This is a genomic window from Enterobacteriaceae bacterium Kacie_13 (assembly GCA_013457415.1).
GTDB lineage: Bacteria > Pseudomonadota > Gammaproteobacteria > Enterobacterales > Enterobacteriaceae > Rahnella.
Window position 1 is genome coordinate 2989095 of record CP045665.1, and the last position, 24480, is coordinate 3013574.

Below are 24480 nucleotides of genomic sequence, written 5' to 3' on the forward strand. Positions count from 1 at the left end.
GACCTGCCGGTAATCAAGCCAGTGTTTTAAGGCGGCGGATAGTCAACTCATCAAGCTTGCCTTCCAGACTTGCGGCGAAACGCTGGAAGTGTTCAGTTTTATTATGTTGGTTCAGCGCGTCTTCCGATTTCCAGCGTTCGTAAAAGACAAAAGTGCCTTCTTTGTCGAGATCCCGATGAAGCTCATACTGCAAGCAACCTACTTCTTGTCGGCTGGGTTCAATCACCTCAAGTAACGCTTCCGTTACCTGTGCCTTAAACTCCGGTTTAGCAGCAATAGTGGCAACAACTCTGATTTCCATAGTAGTTCTCCTGTTATTTTTGTCTTGCTTGCGGTTAACCCCGGCAAGCCCGGCGACTCACATCTGTGTCTACTATGACCCCTACCCCGCATTGATTTCAATACGAAGTTTATTTAAGAGATGCAACCCGAAGGTTTTACGCTTATTCTTGTTCCCCGCCGTTAATGCTCCCATTACCGCACCTGATCCCAACATCTTGTCTCTCAATGCCGGAGTTTTGCCTGATGACCGCAACACCGCAAGTTTTGAAAATCCGCCGCCCAGATGACTGGCATATCCACCTTCGTGACGATGATATGCTCAGCACAGTGTTACCGTTTACCAGCGAAGTCTTTGGTCGTGCGATTGTCATGCCAAACCTGACACCACCAGTGACCACTGTGGAAGCTGCCCTGGCATATCGCGCGCGCATCATGGCCGCTGTGCCTGCTGGCCATCACTTCACGCCTCTGCTGACCTGCTATCTGACCGACTCTCTGGATCCGGATGAAATCGCCCGCGGTTTTGAGCAAGGCGTATTCACCGCCGCAAAACTTTACCCGGCCAATGCCACGACCAACTCCCAACATGGCGTTTCTGACGTCAAAACCATTTATCCGGTGTTGGACCGTATGCAAAAAATCGGCATGCCACTGCTGATCCACGGCGAAGTAACGCACAGCCATGTAGATATTTTCGATCGTGAAGCATATTTTATTGATGAAGTGATGGAGCCAGTTCGTCGCCAGTTCCCTGAACTCAAGATTGTATTCGAACACATCACTACCAAAGACGCGGCTCAGTATGTACTTGAGGGCAATCAGTATCTTGGTGCTACTATTACGCCTCAACATCTGATGTTTAACCGCAACCACATGCTGGTGGGCGGCGTGCGACCACACCTCTTCTGCCTGCCTATTCTGAAACGTAATATTCATCAAGAGGCGTTGCGAAACGTGATCGCCAGCGGTGCGGATCGCTTCTTCCTCGGTACCGATTCCGCCCCTCACACCAAAGGCCGCAAGGAATCTAGCTGCGGCTGTGCGGGTTGTTTCAATGCACCTCTGGCAATGCCTGCGTATGCCACAGTGTTCGAAGAAATGAATGCGCTACATCACCTGGAAGCATTCTGTTCACTGAACGGCCCGCGTTTCTACGGTTTACCGGTCAATGATGATTTTATCGAACTGACCCGCACGACTGTAACTCAGCCAGAAGAAATCGCGCTGGGCACGGAATGCGTGGTTCCCTTCCTCGCAGGGCAGACATTGAACTGGAAAGTGACGACCTGCTAAACGCAGGCTAGAGGTGATCGTCAGTAATCAGCTGCACGATTTTCTCTTCATCTCCTTGTTGCGTAAACAGCAGATTGACTGTATAAACATACAGTCAATCTATTCAGGAGGTCCTATGCGTGTTGAAATCACTATCGATAAAACCAAACCTCTGCCTGTCGGTGCGCTCGACGCGTTATCAGGTGAATTGAGTAAGAGAATTAACAAACAGTTTTCTGACCGCGAAAATAACATTCAGGTCCGTTACGCCGGTGCAAATAGTCTATCCGTATTGGGTGGAGCAAAAACTGACCGTGATGTGATCGAAGAGATTCTTCAGGAAACCTGGGAAAGTGCCGATGACTGGTTTTCAAATCAGAACGATGAGTAACGCGATAAAACGCCTGAAAATCGACCTGGATGACACACCATATTTATAATAATCAGGTTTATTAGAAACCACGCCGCAAGGCTATTTCAGTATTTCACCGGGCGTCGCAGTCCGGTTTTTTATTCTTCAATTCTGCATAAAAAACATCCACCTTAAAAATAAAATTTCCGTTAATTCCCAGATAATTCTGACTCGTCATTAACCAATACAATTTATTTACAATTAAATTCATTCAAACTCTCCTCAAAACGATTTAACTGTTTATACTGAAATAGCTCACCTGATAATGAGCCGCATTGATCCTCAGATAGTCACTCACGTTAGTCACTACAAGATAAGGGGTCTATATGGACAGAAATGATGAAGTTATTCAGACACACCCGCTTGTTGGTTGGGATATCAGTACGGTCGACTCTTATGACGCCATGATGATACGTCTCCATTACCTGTCTTCAAAAGACCAGACTCCAGAAAATGCTCAGGTAGACAGAACTCTTTGGTTGACTACCGACGTTGCACGGCAACTGATTAATATTCTCGAAGCCGGCATAGAAAAGATCGAATCTAATGAGTACGAATACAGTGATCACCGAAAACATTAATCTTTACCTGCCAGTCTGAGGCACCAGCGATTTCCGTCCTGGTGCCTTTTTCTTTGTTCCCTCCCTGCTTGCCTTCGCTGCCGTAAACTCTCTATCATGACGATTGCCAGATTGTTAAAAATTTTCGTCAGAGGAGTCTGAGTAACATGGATTATGATCTCATCGTCGTCGGCAGTGGCTCGGTAGGCTCTGCGGCAGGTTATTATGCCACCCGCGCCGGACTGAAAGTCCTGATGATCGACAGCGCGATGCCACCGCACAATGCAGGCAGCCATCACGGCGAAACCCGCCTAATCCGTCACGCCTATGGCGAAGGCGCACGTTACGTACCGATGCTGTTAAGAGCGCAAACGCTTTGGGATGAACTGGCCGAAATCAGCGAAGAGAAAATCTTTCATCGCAGCGGCGTGCTGAATATCGGACCGGAAAACTCAGATTTTATAGGCAATGTGAAAAATAGTGCGGAAACCTACAGTCTGACCACTCAGAACATGAATGCCGAAGAGATCCGCACAAAATGGCCGCTATTCACATTGCCCGACGGTTACTGCGGCGTTTTCGAGCCGAATTCCGGTTACCTGCAAAGTGAAGTCGCCATCTCCGCTTACATCCGTCTGGCACGGGAAGCGGGTTGCGCGCAATTATTTAACTGTCCTGTGGACAGCATCGAGTGGCTGGAAGATGGCGTGGAAGTCTCCACCGCTGATGGGGTTTATCGCGGGGCGAAACTGGCCGTTACCGCCGGCACATGGGTGACTAAAATCCTTCCTGAACTACCGGTAAAACCGCTGCGAAAAGTATTTGCCTGGTTCCATGCCGATGGCCGCTACAGCGAAGAGAATCATTTTCCGTCATTCACGCTGGAAACGATGCAAGGCGATCAGTATTACGGTTTTCCGTCGGTGAAAGACGCGCTTAAACTCGGTAAGCATAACGGTGGTCAGTGGATCAATGAACCGCAAGAGCGTAAGCCCTATGGTGGTTTTAGTCAGGATGGAACGGAATCATTTAACTTTTTCCGCCACTTCCTGCCGGGCATCGGTGTCAATCTTCGCGGCGCATCATGCACTTACGACATGACTGAAGATGAAGATTTCATCATTGATACGTTGCCTGGTCGGGATAATACACTGGTGATTTCCGGCCTCAGTGGTCATGGCTTCAAGTTCGCCAGCGTATTGGGCGAAATTGTTACTCAATTTGCTAACAATCTTCCTATCTCCTTTAATCTGAAGCCCTTTTCACTTACCCGCTTCAAATAATGTAAAAATTCCACCGTCGTCTATATTCTGTCGGCGGTGTTTCTTTTATTCAGTAGTTATTTGTTAATTTCCCTTTGAACCAGATCAATAGACTGGTATTTCCGAATTGACAGCATTATAGAAAAAAATATATGCTATCCCAAGAAATCACAGGAGTGCTTTCTGTCGCGTAACGATACGCACAACAAGGATGTAATATGAAATTATCAATTATAGAACCCTGTGGATTCACCCGCTTAGGTATCTACTCTTATCTCATCGAGAATAATGATCTTGATATTATTGATTCTGTGAATATACCTCAGGCATTAAAGCTTCTTGATGAATTCCAACCTGAAGTGATTCTTGTTAACATGACGCAATATTGTCATAGCGCAGAATTATCTGAGGAATTGAAAGCATTCTTTGAACACCGTCATACAGCCCGTATTTACTGCTACATCGATGCAAACTATCCCGATTGCGAAGAGCCGATTTCGATCACCCGCGATGTTTTTATTCTCAATAAACAATCACTGACGTCATTGTTACAGCAAATTGCTTTAGCACCTGACGCATACATGCCGGGATATAATTCCGGGCTGCCTCGAATGTTGTTCAGCGACCAGGAAATTCTGGTGATGAACTACTGGATGTCTGAGATGCCCAACTACCGTATCGCCAGAAAATTGAATATCAGCAGCCGTACGGTGTATGTTCATAAACGTCATCTGGCGCAGAAAATAAAAGTACGTAACCGTTTAGAATTCTGTTTTATTTATAATCTGATTAAGTATCTTTTCTGGCCCATTGATGACATTTCAGCCACACCAATGAGTCGTCAAATTAAAGATGACCTTTTAATGATTTACAAAGCCCACAGCTAAGAAATGCGCGGATTACTCAGGTTTTTTTGGGTTCCAAAATTTTTCTGTAATATTCATAGAGGCTCTACTGCCTCATAGGGTTGCACTCTTAATCCAGAAGCCTACAATAATTTCAGGATTACCAGCCTCATGTTGAGGAGCCTCATAAAATGAATGCAATCGAAAGAAACGAAGTGTCACCCACAGAAATCACGGAAACATTGCTGTCTGTGATTCGCCTGATGCGTAAGCAGGTCGATGCAGCGATGTCCGCTCAGGGACTTTCGCTTGCCCGTGGTAAGTTATTGACCGCCATCGCGCGCGAGGGAACATGCCGTCCTGGTGAACTCGCGCACGTACTCCAGCAATCTCCGAGAACCATTACTGACGCCATTGATGCGATGGATCGGGACGGCCTTCTGGTCCGTAAACGTCATCCCACCGATCGCCGCTCGCAGTTGCTGGAGCTTACCGAAGCCGGTAAACAGGCGCTGGAGCAGGTTAAAAAGCCCAAACAGGCGGCAATCGACCGGTTGTTTGACGGCTTAGACTCTCACGCCCGCCATCAGTTAATTGCCTCACTGCGTAGCATCGAAGCATTGGCACAGGGCATTGAAGAGCAGAAAAAATCCTAACGGTTGGGCGTTCCATCGCCGAGCAGGACAGCAATTTTGTGCCCTGCTGCGGTAGGTTCGAGTGCGATTTTGAGCACAATCGTCAGAGGAACTGAAAGTAACATGCCCACCGGCCCCATTAGCCAGCCCCAGAATATCAGCGAAATAAACACCACCAGCGTAGATAACCCCAGTCCTCGCCCGAGAATTTTTGGGTCAATAATGCTGCCGAAAATCACGTTGATCAGGATATAACCGCCGGTCGCCATCAGCCCATCACTCGCGCCGTTAAACAGGAAGGTCTGAATAATCGGCGGAATGGCGGCAATGAATGAACCTATGTTAGGAATGTAGTTCAACAAAAAAGCCAGCATGCCCCATAGAAAGGAAAAACGGACGCCGATAAATGCCAGCAACGCCCACACAGCCAGCCCGGTGACCACGCTGATCAGCGTTTTGATCACCAGATAACGCGTGACACTGTCCAGCGCACGCTGAATGTTCGCCATGCCTTTCCCCGGATCTTCGGAGAGTTGCTCAAGTTTGTAAGGCAATTGCGGGACTTCCAGCAACATGAAGACGACAGTCATCAACAACAAGAACAGCCCGGCCATCGCATTCGAAAGATAACTTATCAGCTTACTCACCAGATTCAGTGTCGCAGCCGGATCGATGTACCCAGCCAACTGCTCCGGCGTGAAGGTCAGTTCACCTTGCGGAAAATAGGCATCGTACTGGCGTAATTTCTCAATGATGATCCCACGATACTGCGGCAATGTGCGGGCAAAGTCATTGAGCGTCACCAGCAACGTTGACGTGAGAAAAACCATCACGCAAATCACCACCGTCGCCACCAGCATCACCGCGAGTGCACGCGGCACTCGCACTTTCTCCAGTAAGACAATCAACGGATTCAGGACGAAAGCCAGAAACAGCGCCAGTATGAACGGGACGATAATGTCTGCGGCTGACTTTATACCAGCAAAAATAACGACCAGCATTGCCATCATCACCACGATTTTCAGTCCCTGATTGGTCAATATGGTCTTTTGCATGCTTTTCTCCTGATGATGATCACTGGCGCAAATTAACGTGATTTCACCCATTCACGTAAACGCTGAATATGTGCATACAGCGCCGGGATAAACAAGATCCCCGCAGTCGATGACAGCAACATCCCGCTAAAGACCGTGACCCCGATGATGTGGCGGCTCATTGCTCCGGCGCCGGTGGCCAGTACCAACGGCAGAACCCCCAGAATAAAGGAAATCGCCGTCATCATCACCGCGCGAAAGCGTTGCTTCGCGCCATCCTGCGCCGATTCATGGATCGACGCCCCTTCTTCACGTCGTGCTTTCGAGAATTCGACAATCAGTATGGCATTCTTCGCCGCCAGTCCTATCAGCAATACCATGCCGATTTGCGCGTACACGTCGTTGCTCAGCCCGGCCAGATGTAATCCGCCGATTGCGCCAAATACGGCGAAGATAACTGAAATCATTACCACCATCGGAATGCTCCAGCTTTCGTACTGTGCCACCAGGAACAGATACGCAAACAGCAACGCAGCTGCATAAATCAGGATAGCCTGACCACCCGCCTGAATTTCCTGCAATGACATTCCTGTCCATTCATAACCATAACCGGCTGGTAGTTTTTCGCTCAGAATATTTCCCATCTGCGCCATCGCTTCACCGGAGCTCACGCCCGGTGCCGCCGAACCAGTAATGGCCAGCGACGGGAACTGGTTGTATTGCGTGATAAAGGGTGCGCCGAGCGACGGCGTGAGAGCGACAAGTTTACCCATACTCACCAGCGAACCATTATCACTGCGGACGCTGAGGGTTGAAATCTGATCCGAACGTTGACGGTCTTCCATTTCATTTTGCATCTGCACATTGAACAGACGATTATTGATGATGAAATCGCTGACGTTCACGCCGCCCAGCGAAGTTTGCAACGTGCCAAAGATGCGGCTGACTGGCACCTGTAACTGTGCAGCACGTTCGCGGTCGACGCTCAGGGCTATCTCCGGCACAGACGCGCTGAAGGTGGTGAATACGCGGCTCAGTTGCGGATCCTGATTGGCGGCCATAATCAGTGCCTGACCAATAGCAGCCAGCTCCTGCGGAGATTGTCCCTGCAATGCCTGCAGGCGCAGATCCAGTCCGGAGGCAGTACCCAGCCCGGAAATAGCAGGTGGATTGATGGCCATGATCATCGCTGAAGGGATCCCGGCCATCGCCGGTTGCAGACGACCAATCACCTGATCCACGCTGCTGCGCTCCCCCCAGGATTTCAGCAGTACAATCCCAAACGCCGAATTTGGCGAACTGCCGCCGCTCAGCAGACTAAAACCGCTGATAGCAATCACGTCGTCAACCGCCGGGTCGTTCTCCAGCAGCTTCTGCATTTGTCCAAGAACTGCATCGGTTCGTCCCAGTGATGCGCCATCAGGCAATTGCACATTCACAAAGAAGTAGCCCTGATCTTCATCCGGCAGAAAGGATTTCGGCAGGCTCGAGTAGCCCCACACACATGCACCCACGATCACCATAACGGTGATCACGGTGGTCAGCGCGTGCTTGCCGAGGCCACCTGTGGCTGTCACATATACATCACGCACGGTATCCAGCGCGCGGTTGAAAGCGCTGAACGCACGCGCAGGTTTTTCAGGACGCGGTTTTAGTAAAGTCGCGCACAATGCGGGGGTCAGCGTCAATGCGTTGATGCTGGAGAGGATCACTGCCGCAGAGAGCGTGACGGCAAACTGACGGTATAATGCGCCGGTGATGCCCGGTAATACAGCGATGGGAACGAAGACCGCCATTAATACCAAGGTTGTGGCAATGATCGGCCCGGCGATTTGTTTGAGCGCTTTACGCGTGGCCGCCACGCGACCGAGTGACGGATCCTCAGTCATCAGACGTTCGACATTTTCGACCACCACGATGGCATCATCGACCACTACTGTCAGCGCAAGAATAATCGCGAACAGACTCAGCGTATTGGCGGAATAACCGAACGCATAGAGCACAGCAAAGGTGCCGAGCAAAGAAACGGGGATGGTCAGTGCAACGATAAACGTGGCACGCACACTTTGCAGAAACAGGAAGACAATAGTCAGAACGACCAGAAACGTGAGTACAAGAGACACCGCGATTTCGTCCAGCGTAGCGCTGACGAACTGGGTTGAGTCGAATTTAATCTCGTAGTTGAGGTCGTCCGGGAAATAGCGCGCCTGACGCGTCATTTCTTCACGCACAGCATTTGCAACATTCAGAGCATTGGCTCCCGGTGCAGGATAGACCGACAAAAACGCGGAAGGCGTCTGATTCAGCGTTGCATTTACCTGATAATCCTGCGCCCCCAGCTCGATACGGGCGACGTCACGCAAACGTACCGTGCCACCTTGCTCATTCTTGCGCACGATGATGTTGGAGAACTCCTCCGGCGAGCTGAGACGTCCAGCACCACTGATGGTCAGGGTTTGCTGCTGCATCGAAGGACTGGGAGATGCACCTATTTGCCCGGCCGCCGCCTGCACATTCTGGTTTTGGATCGCGGCGCTGATTTCCGTGCTACTGACATTCAGGGCTTCCATTTTTCGCGGATCGAGCCAGATACGCATGCTGTAGTCACGCGAACCAAAGACCTGCACGTCACCTACCCCGTCAATACGCGCCAGCGCATCACGCAGCTGGATGCTGGCAAAGTTGCTGATAAATAACATATCGTGGGTATTTTTTGGCGAAAACAGACTGATGCCCATCAGAATATTGGACGCCTGTTTACGTACCGATACTCCAGTGTTCAGCACTTCGGCAGGCAATTTTGCGCTGACCTGAGAAATACGATTTTGCACTTCTACCGCAGCGGTATCTGGATCGGTGCCGCTGGCAAAGGTGATATTGAGGGAATAGCTGCCATTATTGCCGCTGTTTGACGACATATACAGCATATTACTCACGCCGTTGACCTGCGCTTCAATAGGCGCGGCAACGGATTCCGCGACATCGCGCGCACTTGCGCCGGGATAAATAGCGCTGACGGACACCACCGGCGGCGTGATATCAGGATATTGCTCGACCGGGATGACCTTTAGCGCCACCGCACCAATCAGGGCGGTGACCAGCGCGATAACCATCGCAAAACGGGGTCGCTTGATAAATTGCTGGAGCATCGTCGTTCCTTAACGTTTGGTTGTCTGAGCCGATGAAACGCCCTGAGCGTTCCGCGTCGTCACTTTCATTCCCGGCTGGATCCATTGCAGACCTTCCGTCACCACGAGATCCCCTCCCCTTACGCCTTCCAGCACGAAATAGCCCTGAGACGTTTGGGCCCCGAGACGTATCGCTCGCGCTTCAATTTGCTGTTGTGCATTCACCAGCAGAACAAAATGACCGGCCTGATTTTGCTGTAACGCGTTAGCAGGCACGACCGGCAGATGCGCATCAGAACGCGGTTCCGCCGACACATTGACGGTGCCGCCCGGCAGTAAACGATGCGCAGGATTGACCACCGTCAGCCTGACAGCCACGGTGCCGGTCTGCGCGTCAATACGGTTACCCAGCGATTCGAAGGCAGGAGCGGTCATATACGGCGAACCGTCTGATAAGCGCAAAGACAACGCCATGTTTTTCGCGGACATTGCCTTTTCGAGTGAACCGGTGTTCTGGCTGGCGCTGAGGAAATCACGCTCATTGACGGAGATCACTACGCGAACAGGGTCGAGCTGAACGATTTCAGTCAGCGTGCCGCTGGCCGGGTTCACCAGACTGCCGGTGTGAAAATGGCTAACGCCGATGCGCCCCGAAATCGGTGCTGTGATGCGCGTGTAGCTGAGTTGCAGCTCCTGTGTTTTCAGGGCGGCCTGTGCCTGTGCTACGGCGGCACGGGCGGTATCCCGGGCAGCAACTGCCGCATCAACGTCAGACTGACTGACCGTGCGCGCATCTCCCAGACGCTGAATGCGATTCAGATGCGTTTGTGCGTGGCGTGCAGTTACGTTTGCGCTGTCGAGCTGCGCTTTCGCCTGGGCAACAGCCGACTTATGTAAAGCGGGTTCGATTTCATACAGTACGTCACCCGCATTAACGAACTGCCCTTCTTCAAAGGCACGGCGGGCAATAAAGCCTTCGGTACGACTGACCACGTTCACCGACTGGACGGCCTCAAGTCGTCCAAGATAATTGCGGCTGACGCCTTCAGTCTGTGTAGAAATCGTCACGGTGCCGACGACCGGTACAGGCTGAGCGGTCACGTTGTCAGAATAAAGCAGAACAAAAGCCAATATCGCCGCGAGGGGGTTAAAAAAGAGGCCCGTGCTCAGGCGGCGAATTGCAGGGATCATCATAGCGTCACTCTCCTTGTGATGTCGGATGCCTGCCCTGTTCAAAAAAGAGCGGGCAAGCAAACGCAGACATCAGATATAAGGAATATAAAGAAATTCCTAACTAAAAATTTCCGCCAGTATAATTCCGTAAATATTTCGAAACCTGATCTCGATCACCTCAACGCCCGCCCTGAATTTTTCTTACGTTTTATTTAAGAAATATTTAAACTTTAAAAATGATAGCAAATAGGTATATAAAATTTTTCACACCGATAATTACCGCCAAAACTAAATACATCAAAAACGAGTAATCACGGATGAAATCATTTTTTTACTCAATTTTTTAGAACTAAGATTATCTTTACCCGCCATGACAAAACCTTACAATCCCTTGCCATTGCTGCCTTATCATTTATTTCTTATGAATCTCTTCTACTAACACTAACGAGCTGAACAAAACACCAGCATAAACATCAAAAATAATGAACAAGATAAATTAATCGATACTTTTGAAAATTAAATATTGCCAACATGTTTCAAAATGTTTAGCTTTCGAAAATATCTAATTAAGTGAGATGTATTCTATGCTGTGGAGAAATACGTCAGTCCGATTTGGCTATATTTCGATATTGATTCACTGGCTCGTTGCACTGGCCGTGTACGGATTATTTGCACTGGGACTTTGGATGGTCGGATTGGGTTATTACGACACCTGGTATCACCGTGCGCCGGAATTACATAAAAGTATTGGCGTATTGGTTTTCACAGCCATGGTATTTCGGCTGGCATGGCGGTTTATTTCCCCGCCGCCGAAACCGCTCAGCAGTTACAGCGCGAAAACCCGCATCGGCGCGTGGCTGGCACACGTTCTGCTGTTTGCCGGGCTGCTCGGCATTTTGATCAGCGGCTATCTGATTTCCACGGCGGAGGGCCAGCCGGTAAGTGTGTTTGGCTGGTTTGATATCCCTGCGACGCTTTTCGGATTGAACCAGCAGGCAGATATCGCCGGAACAGTTCATTTATGGATGGCGTGGGGCATTGTGATTGTTTCCGCCTTCCATGCGCTTGCGGCGCTTAAACACCATTTCGTTGACCGGGACAGCACCCTGACACGCATGCTGGGACGCTGATCCTTTTGACTTTCTGCTCTTCCCTTTATGGACAATGGAGAATCATCATGTTGAAAAAAACCACCCTGGGCATGACGCTGGCATCGCTGTTACTGGCCACTGGGTCCGCCACCGCGGCAAATTACAAAATCGACAAAGAAGGCCAGCACGCCTTTATCGAATTTCGTATCAAGCACTTAGGTTACAGTTGGCTGTACGGCAGCTTTAATGATTTCGATGGCGGCTTCACTTTTGATGAAAAGGATCCGTCTGCCGATAAAGTCAACGTCACCATTAACACCACCAGCGTATTCACTAATCACGCTGAGCGTGACAAACACCTGCGTAGCGCAGAATTTCTCAACGTAGGCAAACATCCGCAAGCCACCTTCACCTCAACATCTGTGAAGAAAGAAGGCGAGAATCTGGACGTGACAGGGAATTTCACCCTTAACGGCGTCACCAAACCACTGACACTGCAGGCGAAACTGCTGGGTCAGGGTAAGGATCCGTGGGGGGGTTACCGCGCGGGCTTCGAGGCGGCTGGTACTATCGCGCTGAAAGATTACGGCATCACAACCGATCTGGGCCCGGCCTCTCAGGAAGTTGAGCTGATTATTTCCGTTGAAGGCATACAAGAAAAGTAATTACTTTTGACGAAGAAAAGCCCTGAATGTGGACAGTCAGGGCTTTTTTACGTTCAGAAAACGGTTCAGTCGTTTTCTGGCGCGGGAATATGCATGGTAGTTTGCAACAAGCCTTTAGACTTGTTGAAAATCTTGATGCCATTTTCACGCCCGGCGCGTAACGCACGCTGTTCTTCGACCGGCAGCTTCAGCTCTGTCATACAAATTTCACTGCAACAACCATCAAACTTCGCCGCACAGACCGGACACTGAATAAACAGCAAGTGGCAGCCGTCGTTTTTACAGTTTGTATGGTTATCGCACGCGGTGCCGCACTGGTGGCAATGCGCGATCACGTCATCAGAAATACGTTCGCCCATGCGCTCATCAAAGACGAAATTCTTGCCTTTAAATTTAACCGGCAAGCCCTGCTCTTTCGCCCGGCGCGCATATTCAATAATACCGCCTTCGACGTGATACACATTTTTAAAGCCGTTGTGCAGCATGTACGCGCTGGCTTTTTCACAGCGGATCCCGCCGGTACAGTACATGACGATTTTCTTTTCTTTATCTTCTTTCAGCATATCAACGGCCATCGGCAGTTGATCGCGGAAAGTATCCGACGGCACTTCAATCGCTTTGTCAAAATGCCCCACTTCATATTCGTAGTGGTTACGCATATCGACGAACAGCGTGTCCGGATCGTCAATCATCGCGTTGACCTGTTCGGCTTTCAGGTACTCGCCGATGTTTGACGGGTCAAAGGTTTCGTCGTCGATACCGTCCGCCACAATGCGGTCACGCACTTTCAGGCGCAGTACCCAGAAGGATTTGCCATCGTCTTCAAGCGCAACGTTCAGACGGATCTGATGCAACGCCGGATGGCTGGCAAACAGCTCGGTTTTGAACGCGTCAAATCGGCTTTGCGGGACACTGATCTGCGCGTTAATCCCTTCTTTGGCGACGTAAATACGGCCAAAAACATTCAGACGCGTCAGGCTGATATAAAGGGCATCGCGGAAGACTTTCGGATCTTCAATCTGGAAATACTTATAAAAAGAAACGGTGGTGCGCGGCTCAGTTTCGGCCAGCATGCGCTCCCTCAGTTCCTCATTAGAAATACGGTTATGTAACACTGGCATGGTGTACGTTCCTGTCTTTCGGGGAATTAAACTATCGGTCACTTTTAAGCGGCAAGATTATACATTAAAGCAACAATGAGGACATCTCCCGTTGCAAATTCGTCAACAGAAAAACACCTGCTGCTCCTTGCCCGCAGGATAATTACGATAATCTATGCTTAGGTGTTATCCATTTTTCGGGATTAATTCACAATTCAACCCTTCGCAGGAGCAGGAAATATGAGCAAGCTTTTTGAACCGATTTCGCTGGGTCAGCTGACACTCCCAAACCGCATAGTCATTGCCCCGATGTGCCAGTACTCCTCGGATAATGGTAAAGCCACGTCCTGGCATCATGCCCATCTCGGCCAGTTATCCTTTTCGGGCGCGGGTTTGCTGATTCTGGAAGCTACCGCGGTGGAATTCGTCGGGCGCATTTCTGCCGAGGATTTAGGGCTTTGGGATGATGAGACTGAAGCCGCGCTGAAAGGCCTGATTGATGGCCTGCGCGAAAACAGCGATATGGCGCTCGGCCTGCAGCTCGGCCACGCCGGGCGTAAAGCATCGTGCGCTGCACCATGGAACGGCGGCGCGCAAATTCCTCAGTCCGCCGGTGGCTGGCAAACCGTCGCGCCGTCTGCGCTGGCGTTTGCAGAAGGTACCGAAACGCCAGAGGCAATGTCACTTGAACGCATCGCTGAGTTGAAAAAGGCTTACGTCGACAGCGTATTCCGCGCTGAACGTTTGGGGTTTGATCTGCTGGAATTACACGGTGCGCACGGATATCTTTTACATCAGTTCCTCTCGCCGCTATCCAACCAGCGCACCGATCAGTACGGCGGATCTCTGGAAAACCGTATGCGCCTGCTGCTGGAAATCTTCGAAGAAATCCGTGCCGCTTTCCCGGCAGAAAAGCCGGTGGGCGTGCGAATTTCCGCAACCGACTGGGTAGAAGGCGGTTGGGATCTGGAGCAATCCATTGAGCTGGCAAAAGCACTGGATGCACTGGGGTGCAGTTACATACATGTCTCCAGCGGTGGTTTGAGCACGGAGCAAAAGATCGCCGTCGGCCCGAACTATCAGGTACCTTTTGCCGATGGCATTAAGCGTTACGTGAAAATGCCGGTGATCGCCGTAGGCCTGATTACCGAACCTGAGCAGGCTGAAGCGATTATCGGAACCGGACAGGCGGATATGATAGCCCTGGCGCGCGGCATTTTGTATAACCCTCGCTGGCCATGGCACGCCGCAGCAAAACTCGGCGCAAAAGTGGCCGCACCAAAACAATACTGGCGCAGCGAGCCGCACAGCGTGAAAGGTTTATTCCTGCCGAAGTAATCTCTGTTTGTAAATTTACCCTCGGGCAGCCCATTTGGCTGCCCGTTTATTTGACAAAAACCGCTTCTCTGCTGATATTCAGTCGGAAAGAGGAAAGGCCGCTATGTAGCCGTTTACAGGCCGCCGTTCAAAAACAGAGCACATTGCTTTCCATTCAGACAATGAATACCAAAAAATGAGGTATTAGTGCCGACGACTTTCACCTCATACAAAAAAAGTGCCACAATATGTCACTTTGCTACAAAAAATAACGCATAACACGCACTCCATATGGGGAGTGATCGTTTTTATGTAGCGGGCTGCTGCACTAGACAGAGCTTATATATTTTCTACTTCGATATAATGACGCAGAGATTCTATGACTCAGGTACCAACATTTAACCGTTCATTACTGCACCCACGTTACTGGCTTACCTGGCTGGGACTGGGCTTGCTTTACGTACTGGTCTTATTGCCTTATCCGGTTATCTATCGTCTGGGTACCGGGCTGGGACGATTCTCAATGCGCTTTCTAAAACGTCGCTACAACATCGCGATGCGCAACATTGAACTCTGTTTCCCCGATATGCACCCTGAGCAGCGGGAAGATATGGTGGTGAAAAATTTCGAATCCGTGGGCATGGGGTTGTTTGAAACCGGCATGGCGTGGTTCTGGCCTGACTGGCGGATCGAGCGCTGGTTTCGCGTCAGCGGGCTTGAGCACATTCAACGCGCCCGCGACAACCAGCAGGGCGTATTGCTGATCGGTGTTCATTTCCTGACGCTGGAGCTGGGTGCGCGCATTTTCGGCATCCACAATCCGGGCGTTGGCGTGTACCGTCCGCACGATAATAAACTGATGGACTGGATCCAGACCAAAGGCCGTATGCGGTCAAACAAAGGCATGCTGGATCGCAAAGATCTTAAAGGGATGATCCGCAGCCTCAAGCAAGGCGATATCATCTGGTATGCGCCAGACCATGACTACGGTCCGCGCGCCAGCGTCTTTGTGCCATTTTTTGCCGTCGACAAAGCCGCCACCACTACCGGGACTTATCTGCTGGCCCGTATGGGTAAACCGGCAATTATTCCGTTCACCCCGCGACGTCTGGAAGGTGGCAAAGGCTATGAGATGATCATTCATCCTCAGGTCGCTGACTTCCCACTGGATGATGAAGTGGTTGCCGCCACCTATATGAATAAAGTGGTGGAAAACGAAATACGTCAGGCTCCGGAACAATATATGTGGCTGCATCGCCGGTTCAAAACGCGTCCGCAAGGTGAGTCATCACTTTATAAAACACTCAAAGAATAAACGGCTTGCCGGTTCATGTTCACTGAACCGGCGAATGTTTTCTGTTTTTGATTTGCTTAAACAGTTTTTTTGACAGACTTCTTCAACGTTATCAGATTTTATCTCATCTCTTTTAGGTCAATACTCTCAATATAATTTATCCACGTGATTACCCCGCCTTTTTTGGGGCCGCGTGACATCTGAGTCTCACTCGCAAGGAACGTATTATGTTAGCTAAACTGAATACTGCTTTTACCCGCGCCACCGACCATCCTGATTTCGGTAAGCTTTTGTTACGTCTCACTTTCGGTATTCTGATTCTGTTCCACGGCGTGGCAAAAATTGAGAACGGTGTGGGCTGGATTGCCAAAATGTTACAGGCTGATGGCTTACCGGGCTTTATTGCTTACGGTGCCTATATCGGCGAAGTAATCGCCCCCGTGCTGATCATTCTGGGGATTTTCACCCGCCCTGCGGCGCTGGTGATGGCATTCAATATTCTTGTTGCCGTCTTCCTGGTAGTTGCGGGTAAATTCTTCACCGTCACTGAAGTGGGTGCGTGGGGTCTGGAAGGCGAAGCGCTGTATTTCTTCGGCGGCCTGGTGATTATGTTCCTCGGCAGCGGCCGTTATTCTGTGATGAAAAATCCGGCGCTGCGTTAATTCCTAATAGGGTTTTGTCTTTCTGTGTCTGTTGCGGCCAGCCTCCTTGCTGGCCGTTTTTCTTTTGATCTATCCGCACTGATATTGATCTCCTTCATCTGCGATTTTTTCTAATACCTGTATTTTACGTCGGTTGTTACAGTTCATTAACATCATTGAAGTGGATGATAATTAGGCGCATAATTATCCACCTGACTGATTGTTACTTGTGCTCTGCCTTGTTTCTGTCTGCTATGACAGAGCGAATCGACCTTTATCTTTCGGTAATTTATGACCCCGGCCCCTGAACCTGAACCTGAACTAGCACCAGAACCCATTAACTGGAAACGTAATCTGTTTGTTGCCTGGATCGGCTGCTTTCTTACCGGTGCCGCATTCAGCCTGATTATGCCTTTCCTGCCGCTGTACGTAGAAACCCTCGGCGTAACCGGCCATGAGTCTCTGAACATGTGGTCGGGGCTGGTATTCAGTATCACCTTCCTGTTTTCCGCCATTGCCTCGCCTTTCTGGGGCGGACTGGCCGACCGCAAAGGCCGCAAAATCATGTTGCTGCGCTCTGCACTCGGTATGTCGATCGTCATGGTGCTGATGGGGTTCGCGCAAAATATCTGGCAATTCCTCATTCTTCGCGCCCTGCTCGGCTTACTCGGCGGCTTTGTGCCCAACGCCAACGCGCTGATTGCCACTCAAATTCCCCGTAACAAGAGCGGCTGGGCGCTGGGTACGCTTTCTACCGGTGGCGTCAGCGGCGCACTGCTCGGGCCGCTGGTCGGCGGTTTACTTGCTGACAGCTACGGACTGCGTCCGGTCTTCTTCATCACCGCCACAGTGCTATTCCTGTGCTTTGTGATGACGCTGTACTGCATCCGCGAACAATTCGTCCCGGTGAACAAAAAAGACATGCTTAACCGCAAACAAGTGTTTGCTTCGCTTAAGAATCCAAAACTGGTGCTATGCCTGTTCGTCACCACAATGATTATTCAGGTCGCTACTGGCTCGATTGCACCGATCCTGACTCTTTATGTGCGCGAGCTGGCGGGCAATACGCAAAATCTGGCGTTTATCAGTGGCATGATCGCCTCGGTACCGGGCGTGGCGGCATTAATGAGTGCCCCAAGGCTGGGTAAACTGGGGGACAGAATCGGGCCGGAGCGCATTCTGGTGGCAATGATGGGGATATCAGTGCTGCTGCTCATCCCGATGGCATTTGTGCAAACGCCGTTGCAGTTGGGGATTCTGCGCTTCCTGCTCGGTGCCACCGACGGTGCGCTGCTTCCGGCGGTACAGACCCTGCTGATATACAACTGCACTAATCAGGTCGCAGGACGCGTGTTCAGCTACAACCAGTCATTCCGTGATGTCGGAAACGTCACCGGCCCGCTGCTGGGTGCAGCAGTCTCGGCTAGTTACGGGTTTCGTACAGTATTTTGCGTCACGGCGCTGGTGGTGCTGTTTAACGCCGTCTACTCCTGGTGGTGTTTGCAACGCCGGCCACGTCAGGCGATGGTCGATTAAACGTGGCCGCCGTTTTAGAAAGCCGCTTACCTGGCCTTTTCTGCCCGCTGCGGCAGATCTTCAGAAACTTCAACTACCGCAAGACGGACTTCATAATGTTTACCGGCCGTGGTCGCAGGCAAGACCGAAGTCAGCTTCTGGATGGTGTCCGTCGGATTTTCACTGGCCACACTGGCACAGAATAACTGCCCCGGATGACAGAACCCCATGATCACTGGCAGCGGCGGTGGCATGCCTTCACCGTGGAAAGATGGCAAGCCAACGGGCGGTTGCGGATAGGTAATTTCAGCAGCCGTACTGGCAACGCTGAATACCACGCCGAGGCCACACAGCGGCAGAAGTAAAACGCGGGAAAGAATCTTCATAACAGTCACCTTATTTCTGAAAGTTTCATGGTCACTGTAATCCCCATTTTCACGCCGTACAGACGGTTTGCTAAAACTTTACCCTCCCCCTTTAGAGCCTTTGCAAAGCAGGGAAAGTACTGACATTTGTGTCTAAACCGTCCAGTCACGAGAAGCCAAAACTACACGATATCCATCCACATCCTCAAACGTTTTGCCGTTCTCGTCCCAGTAGGGGTTAAACGACGCCACCTCTGTAAACCCGGCCAGGCGCATCGCTTCACATTGCGCATTCCATTGGTCGGACTCGGAAATATAAAAGACCAACAGGTTGTCCTGTGTCGGCGCACGGCCTGCGGTTGAAGCGTGATGATGCGTAAATTCCAGATGGTAATGATGATGCGGATGTCCTACCAGAACGCCGTCAAATCCCTGATGATCGCTGAAGCGGCCAATCACCTCGAATCCTAAACCGTGACAATACATTTGGGCTATTTGCCCAAGATTGTCAGTCGGGCGCGCCACCCGCAGCACTGCATTTCGTGAAATCATCGTAAATTCACTCCCTCACATCAGCGTTTATGACCAGGAAATTCAGAATAGCAGAAGAATGCCAGACTGTTTTTCATCTGAAAACTTGCACTCTGGGATTTATCGACAACAATCATTGAATCAGCGTTTTCACTGGCGGATGGTTGTTACCTGTTCATTCATAACGCTATTTACCCCACATCTTTTTTATCCGTACCCCTTTTCAACTCAGGAGACAACAATGAGCATGTACGTAACGCTTGAAGAGGCTATTGATGCCGCCCGCGAAGAATTTCTCGAAGCCGCACAGGATAGGATCCAGGACGATGAAGAGCCGCTTCCTGATCAGTTCAATTTGCAGAAATACATCATGCAGGATGGCGATATCATGTGGCAGGCGGAGTTTCTAAGCGGTGAAGGCGAATCTATTGATGCACTGACCTTCCGCAGCGGTGCTGCCGCACAGGCCATTTTCGATGAGGACTATGACGTCATCGAACTGGAAGAAGAGTGGCTGGAAGAAGCGACGCTGTACGAATGGGACGAGGGAGAATTCCAGCACGAACCGCAGACCGACACTGAGGAGGGTGCAGCTGCTGCTGAGGAGTGGGATGATGAGGACGATTATCCGGGACGTGATATCGACTAACGACTAGTCATAAGGTCCGTGGCGGGCGTCAACCGGCAACATAAAGGTGTCGACGATCATCGACAAAGGTACGTCGATGACGGTGACAAAACGCCACGGGCTATCGCGCAAATCCCATTGCACGCCGGGATAATACTGATTGCCATGTCCCTGCCCCGGCACTGTCCGGCTGATGATGCTGCCACAGCCCGTCAGCATGGTGGTCAGAAATGCCAGAACACATCCGCGAAAAATTACCCGTTTAATCACTCACTCAACCTGTCGATTCGAATCAATAGAAGCCCCCCGCAGAGCGCTAAATAGCGCTGTTAGCTTAGCACGCGCTTCATGCTCCGCTATGTTAAGGCAAAGTAAAATTTTATACGCTGGCACCTAAAGAGTCACTGAACTTGCTGCAATAAAAAACGGGCAGTATGTTTTTCACATACTGCCCGTAAGCTTTACTGACTCTTCACATCAACTCAGGCGGGTTTAACTTCCAGCGTCTGGGTTTCAGGGAAAGCCTCAACGTTACGCGGCAATTTACTGTAATGCTCACTCCACGCCCGCTGATCCGGTTGCGTCCAGACCGCAGAGTGTAAGCGCGCCATCAGTACCGGATCGCTCAGAAGGAGCAGGCGATCGGCCTTGCCTAAATCTTTCGGTCCGGTTTTCAAGGCCTGCTCAAGGTGAGCGCGACGGCCATTTTCAACCGCATCACGCATCAGGTGACGCGAAGTTGCCATAGCTGTGGCCAGTGCATTGAACGTCGGATCGAATACCGCATGCATGAAGCCGTTTTGCAATTTGCGCTCACGGTTCAGTTTGAGATATTCATCAGTCGCCACCAGCTCTCGCGGAGGATCATACTCTTCCGGGATCAGGAACAGCTTGGCTCTCTTACTCTTAATCCCGAGCGTCGCGCGGCTTGACAACACCGACACGATTGGCGAGAGGATCAGAGAAAAGACGATAGGCGCGAGCCACCACAAGAAGCGTAAGTCCAGCCATGCCATACCGGCAGCCCAGACAGCACCCAGCAACAGTTGTGAACCATGACGTTTAAAGGCTTCGCCCCACGGCGTGTCATCATCATCACGCTGCGGTGAATTCCAGACCACTTCCCAGCCCAGGAACGCGCTGACCACGAATACGGTGTGGAACAACATGCGCACAGGTGCCAGCAGGACTGAGAACAGCATTTCCAGCAACATGGAAAGCAGCAAACGCAAGCCGCCGCCAAATTGCTTCGCACCCTTAGCCCAAATCAGGACAATACTCAGCAGTTTTGGCAGGAACAGCAGCACCATGGTGGTCGAGAACAGCGCGATGGCCAGCTCAGGACGCCACTGCGGCCACACCGGGAACAGCTGGCGCGGTTGCAGGAAGTACTGCGGTTCCATCAGCGTATGCACCACTTGCAAGGCTGTAGACAGGGCCAGGAACGTAAACCACAGCGGAGCGGACAGATAAGACATCACGCCTGTCAGGAACACTGCACGGTGAACCGGGTGCATCCCTTTCACTAGGAACAGGCGGAAGTTCATCAGGTTACCATGACACCAGCGGCGATCGCGTTTCAGCTCATCCAGCAGGTTCGGCGGTAATTCTTCATAACTGCCCGGCAGATCGTATGCTATCCACACGCCCCAGCCCGCACGGCGCATCAGTGCCGCTTCCACGAAGTCATGCGACATGATGGAACCGGCAAACGACCCTTCACCCGGCAACGGTGCAAGCGCACAGTGCTCGATAAAAGGTTTGACGCGAATAATAGCGTTGTGACCCCAGTAATGGGATTCACCCAGTTGCCAGAAGTGCAAACCGGCAGTAAACAACGGGCCATAGACGCGTGTTGCGAACTGCTGACAACGCGCATACAGCGTATCCATGCCAGATGCTTTCGGCGAAGACTGGATAATACCAGCGTTCGGGTTGGCATCCATCAGACGCGCCAGACCGGTCAGACATTCGCCACTCATGACGCTGTCAGCATCGAGAATAACCATGTAGGCATATTCCCCGCCCCAGCGACGGCACCAGTCATCAATGTTACCGCTTTTACGTTTCACACGGCGACGACGACGGCGATAGAAGATACGACCGTGACCATCAACGTCTCGGCACACTTCCATCCAGGCTTTTTGCTCGGCCACGCAGATATCTGGGTCATAGCTGTCGCTCAGGACATAGATATCAAACTGATCCAAATCACCCGTCGCTTTCACGGACTCATACGTTGCACGAAGACCCGCGAAAACGCGCTCCACGTCTTCGTTACAAATCGGCATGATCAACGCAGTACGGTTATTCGGGTTCAGTGGCTCATCGCCTTTGGTCGAAGCCGTGATGCTGTATTTATCGCGACCGATGAGCAGTTGTAAAAAGCCCATCAGCGCCGTCCAGAAACCGGCCGACACCCAACAGAAAAGGATGGCAAACAGCACCAGGATCCCTGTCTGCAGCACATACGGTAAAAGTTGCAGAACCGACTGTAACCAGTCCTGATTCAGCATATCCGCGGGGTCGATCAGCGCCCAGCCCTGATAAGGCAGAATAGTTTTCATGTACCAGGTCGCGATCGCCGTTTGCACCAGCATCAAAGCCAGCAAAATATAACGACGGACGGAGCCCGCATGACGCCAGCGCTTTTCAGATTCCGGCATTTCAGAGGCACGATGACGGGAAGCTGCACTGCGCCCCATCAGATTGTCCCAAAAACGCCCTACCGGGTTGGTGCGCCAGACATCAGGGAACATGCTGGAACGTTTAACCGGAGGCATGGCGCTCGCGATGGTGCGGCCTTCATTATCCACCTCATCCAGCGAGCCCTTCTCCAGCGCGTAAGGCCAGCCAGCGCCGACGCGCGCTTTCACCGAGGCCAGAGGCGCATCGGCGTCCGCGGCGGCAGCCGCCGCTGAAGCCATGTCATCAGCGCCTAAGCGCCGATGCACGGTGGCAAAAGCTTCGTCTTCAGCAGCCGGGAGCTGCTGAAGAAGTGCCGCTTTCTGTTCTTCAGGAAGTGGCAAAGCTTCTACATATTCATGAGTAGAGTGCGTTGACTTATTCATTTGCAGGCAGCTGATAGCTCCAGGTTTCACTCAGTGTTTTATCGCCATTGGCCAGAGAAGCGCGCATTTCGATCGCTTTCTTCGGATCTTTCACTTTCAGGCGCAGCGTCAGACGCCAGCCTTTAGTTACCGGATTATAGCGGACAGTGTTTTCGACCAGATCGCCGTTGTCGCCCACGCTGACCTGAGACGTCACCGGGGTGTCGCTTTTCAGGGATTTCAGATTCGGACCAACAAAATCAACCAGGAAGGCAACGCTGCCATCTGGTTCACGGATCAGATTTGACTGCTTCACATCACCTGTTGAGCGCATGGTACGTTCTACCCACGCCAGATCCGGTGAATGCAATTTGTCTTCTTCAATAGAGAAGTGCAGACGATAATTAATGGACAGCGGCTTGCCTGCATCAGGTAACTGATCCGGCGTCCAGAAGGCCACGATGTTGTCATTGGTTTCATCAGCGGTCGGAATTTCTACCAGCTCAACTTTCCCTTTACCCCAGTCGCCCTTGGTCTCTACCCAACCGCTTGGACGCAAATCGTAACGATCATCCAAATCTTCAAAGTTGGAGAAACTACGGCCGCGCTGCAGCAGACCGAACCCTTTTGGATTTTCCATAGAGAACTGGCTGACAGCCAGATGTTTTGGATTGTTCAGCGGACGCCAGATCCATTCACCGTTACCCGCGTGGATAGACAGACCGTTGGAATCATGCAGCGCCGGACGATAGTTCATCACCGGAGACGGCTGGTTCGCGCCGAACAGGAACATACTGGTCAATGGTGCGATCCCAAGTTTGCCCACTTTGTCACGCAGATAGACCTGAGACTGCACGTCGACGGTGGCTTCTTTGCCTGGATAAACATCCAGACGATAAGCGCCGGTCGCACGCGGAGAATCCAGTAAGGCGTAAATGACTAAGTGTTTTTCATCCGGATTAGGACGTTCAATCCAGAATTCGCGAAAACGCGGGAATTCTTCGCCGGAAGCCAATGCGGTGTCGATCGCCAAACCACGTGCAGACAGGCCATAAACCTGACCTTTACCGATTACGCGGAAGTAGCTGGCACCCAGCACACTCATAATTTCATCATTTTTGTCTGCTTTATTGATGGGATAAAGCACTTTGAAACCAGCAAAGCCGAGGTTCTTAACAGAGTCAGCGTCATGTTTGACGTTGCCAAAGTTGAAGTAATCCGGGCTGTATTTGATTTCTTTAACGGAGTTGGCCGTCACTTCATTGATTTTCACCGGAGTGTCGAAGTACATCCCCTGGTGGTAGAACTCAAGCTTGAAAGGCGTGTTCTGATCTTTCCAGTACGCTTTATCATGATTGAACTGAATTTGTTGGTAGTCTGCGAATTTGAGGTCGCGGAACTGGGACGGTAAGTTGCTCTTTGGCGCTTCGTAGCCTTTATCGGCTAATGCTTTCGCTTGTTTTGCAACATCGTCAATAGAAAAAGCCCAGGCAGATGAGGTGAACATGGCCATCAACACTGCGGCACTTAGCAAACGGACTTTGATCATACGTGACCCTATGGAAAAATTTTTATCCGACACCTTGTCTCCTTTAAGCGCGCTTAACTCATTCGCTGTAACAATTTTAAGGGAAGTGTCAGGTTTCCGACAACCTGAGCAGTCGATGGTTCATCCATTGA

General features: G+C 51.0%; 23 protein-coding genes. 13 read left to right on the top strand and 10 right to left on the bottom strand.

From position 1 onward, the window contains the following. Positions 1-13 precede the first annotated feature (13 nt). A complete protein-coding gene (locus tag GE278_13610) occupies positions 14-301 on the bottom strand; it encodes an antibiotic biosynthesis monooxygenase (protein QLK61750.1) in 288 nt (95 codons plus the stop codon). Positions 302-525: 224 nt separating this feature from the next. On the opposite strand from GE278_13610, the gene pyrC reads away from it, so the two are divergent. The 6 genes from pyrC (at position 526) to GE278_13640 (ending at position 5289) form a co-directional block, all read left to right on the top strand. Then, a complete protein-coding gene (gene pyrC, locus GE278_13615) occupies positions 526-1575 on the top strand; it encodes a dihydroorotase (GenBank protein ID QLK61751.1) in 1050 nt (349 codons plus the stop codon). A 115-nt stretch (positions 1576-1690) separates the two neighbouring features. Then, entirely contained in the window at positions 1691-1945 is a 255-nt protein-coding gene (gene dinI / locus GE278_13620) for a DNA damage-inducible protein I (protein QLK61752.1), read from the top strand. Between the two features lie 347 nt (positions 1946-2292). After that, positions 2293-2547, top strand: coding sequence for a biofilm formation regulator BssS (gene bssS / locus GE278_13625; GenBank protein QLK61753.1), 255 nt, complete (start codon positions 2293-2295; stop codon positions 2545-2547). A 146-nt stretch (positions 2548-2693) separates the two neighbouring features. Beyond that, positions 2694-3809: an N-methyl-L-tryptophan oxidase gene (gene solA, locus GE278_13630; protein QLK61754.1), complete on the top strand. Its 1116-nt coding sequence runs from the start codon at positions 2694-2696 to the stop codon at positions 3807-3809. A 197-nt stretch (positions 3810-4006) separates the two neighbouring features. Then, a complete protein-coding gene (locus GE278_13635; protein ID QLK61755.1) occupies positions 4007-4675 on the top strand; it encodes a DNA-binding response regulator in 669 nt (222 codons plus the stop codon). A gap of 149 nt (positions 4676-4824) precedes the next feature. After that, entirely contained in the window at positions 4825-5289 is a 465-nt protein-coding gene (locus tag GE278_13640; GenBank protein QLK61756.1) for a MarR family transcriptional regulator, read from the top strand. Here GE278_13640 and GE278_13645 read toward each other — a convergent pair. The 3 genes from GE278_13645 to GE278_13655 are packed head-to-tail and all read right to left on the bottom strand — an operon-like array spanning position 5286 to position 10621. Continuing rightward, positions 5286-6323, bottom strand: a complete 1038-nt coding sequence (locus tag GE278_13645) for an AI-2E family transporter (protein ID QLK61757.1) — start codon at positions 6321-6323, stop codon at positions 5286-5288. The genes GE278_13640 and GE278_13645 overlap by 4 nt on opposite strands. A 32-nt stretch (positions 6324-6355) precedes the next feature. Beyond that, positions 6356-9451 carry an efflux RND transporter permease subunit gene (locus tag GE278_13650; GenBank protein ID QLK61758.1) on the bottom strand — a complete coding sequence of 1032 codons (3096 nt, stop codon included), beginning with the start codon at positions 9449-9451 and terminating at the stop codon, positions 6356-6358. A 9-nt stretch (positions 9452-9460) separates the two neighbouring features. Next, positions 9461-10621, bottom strand: a complete 1161-nt coding sequence (locus tag GE278_13655) for an efflux RND transporter periplasmic adaptor subunit (protein QLK63292.1) — start codon at positions 10619-10621, stop codon at positions 9461-9463. A gap of 566 nt (positions 10622-11187) precedes the next feature. Between GE278_13655 and GE278_13660 the strand changes: the two genes are divergently transcribed. Next, positions 11188-11733, top strand: a complete 546-nt coding sequence (locus tag GE278_13660) for a cytochrome b (protein QLK61759.1) — start codon at positions 11188-11190, stop codon at positions 11731-11733. A 50-nt stretch (positions 11734-11783) separates the two neighbouring features. After that, positions 11784-12359 carry a YceI family protein gene (locus GE278_13665; protein ID QLK63293.1) on the top strand — a complete coding sequence of 192 codons (576 nt, stop codon included), beginning with the start codon at positions 11784-11786 and terminating at the stop codon, positions 12357-12359. A gap of 65 nt (positions 12360-12424) precedes the next feature. On the opposite strand, the gene GE278_13670 is transcribed toward GE278_13665, so the two are convergent. Next, positions 12425-13480, bottom strand: a complete 1056-nt coding sequence (locus GE278_13670) for a rhodanese-related sulfurtransferase (protein QLK61760.1) — start codon at positions 13478-13480, stop codon at positions 12425-12427. 219 nt (positions 13481-13699) lie between these two features. On the opposite strand from GE278_13670, the gene GE278_13675 reads away from it, so the two are divergent. The 4 genes from GE278_13675 to mdtG all read left to right on the top strand — a co-directional run bounded on the left by GE278_13675 (position 13700) and on the right by mdtG (position 18247). Next, complete coding sequence (locus GE278_13675; GenBank protein QLK61761.1) at positions 13700-14797, top strand: oxidoreductase; 1098 nt, start codon at positions 13700-13702, stop codon at positions 14795-14797. A gap of 358 nt (positions 14798-15155) precedes the next feature. Continuing rightward, positions 15156-16091 carry an LpxL/LpxP family Kdo(2)-lipid IV(A) lauroyl/palmitoleoyl acyltransferase gene (gene lpxL, locus GE278_13680; GenBank protein ID QLK61762.1) on the top strand — a complete coding sequence of 312 codons (936 nt, stop codon included), beginning with the start codon at positions 15156-15158 and terminating at the stop codon, positions 16089-16091. A gap of 206 nt (positions 16092-16297) precedes the next feature. Beyond that, positions 16298-16732, top strand: coding sequence for a DoxX family membrane protein (locus GE278_13685; protein QLK61763.1), 435 nt, complete (start codon positions 16298-16300; stop codon positions 16730-16732). A gap of 270 nt (positions 16733-17002) precedes the next feature. Beyond that, entirely contained in the window at positions 17003-18247 is a 1245-nt protein-coding gene (gene mdtG, locus GE278_13690) for a multidrug efflux MFS transporter MdtG (GenBank protein QLK61764.1), read from the top strand. A gap of 26 nt (positions 18248-18273) precedes the next feature. Here the strand turns inward: mdtG and GE278_13695 are convergent, their stop codons facing one another. Both GE278_13695 and GE278_13700 read right to left on the bottom strand, forming a co-directional pair. Further along, complete coding sequence (locus GE278_13695) at positions 18274-18612, bottom strand: hypothetical protein (protein QLK61765.1); 339 nt, start codon at positions 18610-18612, stop codon at positions 18274-18276. Between the two features lie 132 nt (positions 18613-18744). After that, on the bottom strand, positions 18745-19143 hold the full coding sequence (locus tag GE278_13700; GenBank protein QLK61766.1) for a glyoxalase: 399 nt from the start codon (positions 19141-19143) through the stop codon (positions 18745-18747). A 220-nt stretch (positions 19144-19363) separates the two neighbouring features. Between GE278_13700 and GE278_13705 the strand changes: the two genes are divergently transcribed. Next, positions 19364-19771 (top strand): secY/secA suppressor protein, encoded by a 408-nt coding sequence (locus GE278_13705; GenBank protein ID QLK61767.1) that lies wholly within the window; start codon positions 19364-19366, stop codon positions 19769-19771. A gap of 3 nt (positions 19772-19774) precedes the next feature. On the opposite strand, the gene GE278_13710 is transcribed toward GE278_13705, so the two are convergent. The 3 genes from GE278_13710 to mdoG all read right to left on the bottom strand — a co-directional run bounded on the left by GE278_13710 (position 19775) and on the right by mdoG (position 24349). Then, complete coding sequence (locus GE278_13710; GenBank protein ID QLK61768.1) at positions 19775-20020, bottom strand: YceK/YidQ family lipoprotein; 246 nt, start codon at positions 20018-20020, stop codon at positions 19775-19777. Between the two features lie 212 nt (positions 20021-20232). Then, the gene (gene mdoH / locus GE278_13715) at positions 20233-22821 is read right to left on the bottom strand and encodes a glucans biosynthesis glucosyltransferase MdoH (GenBank protein ID QLK61769.1); all 2589 of its coding nucleotides are present in this window, start codon (positions 22819-22821) and stop codon (positions 20233-20235) included. Next, a complete protein-coding gene (gene mdoG / locus GE278_13720) occupies positions 22814-24349 on the bottom strand; it encodes a glucans biosynthesis protein MdoG (protein ID QLK63294.1) in 1536 nt (511 codons plus the stop codon). The genes mdoH and mdoG overlap by 8 nt, the downstream gene beginning before the upstream one ends. Positions 24350-24480 lie beyond the last annotated feature (131 nt).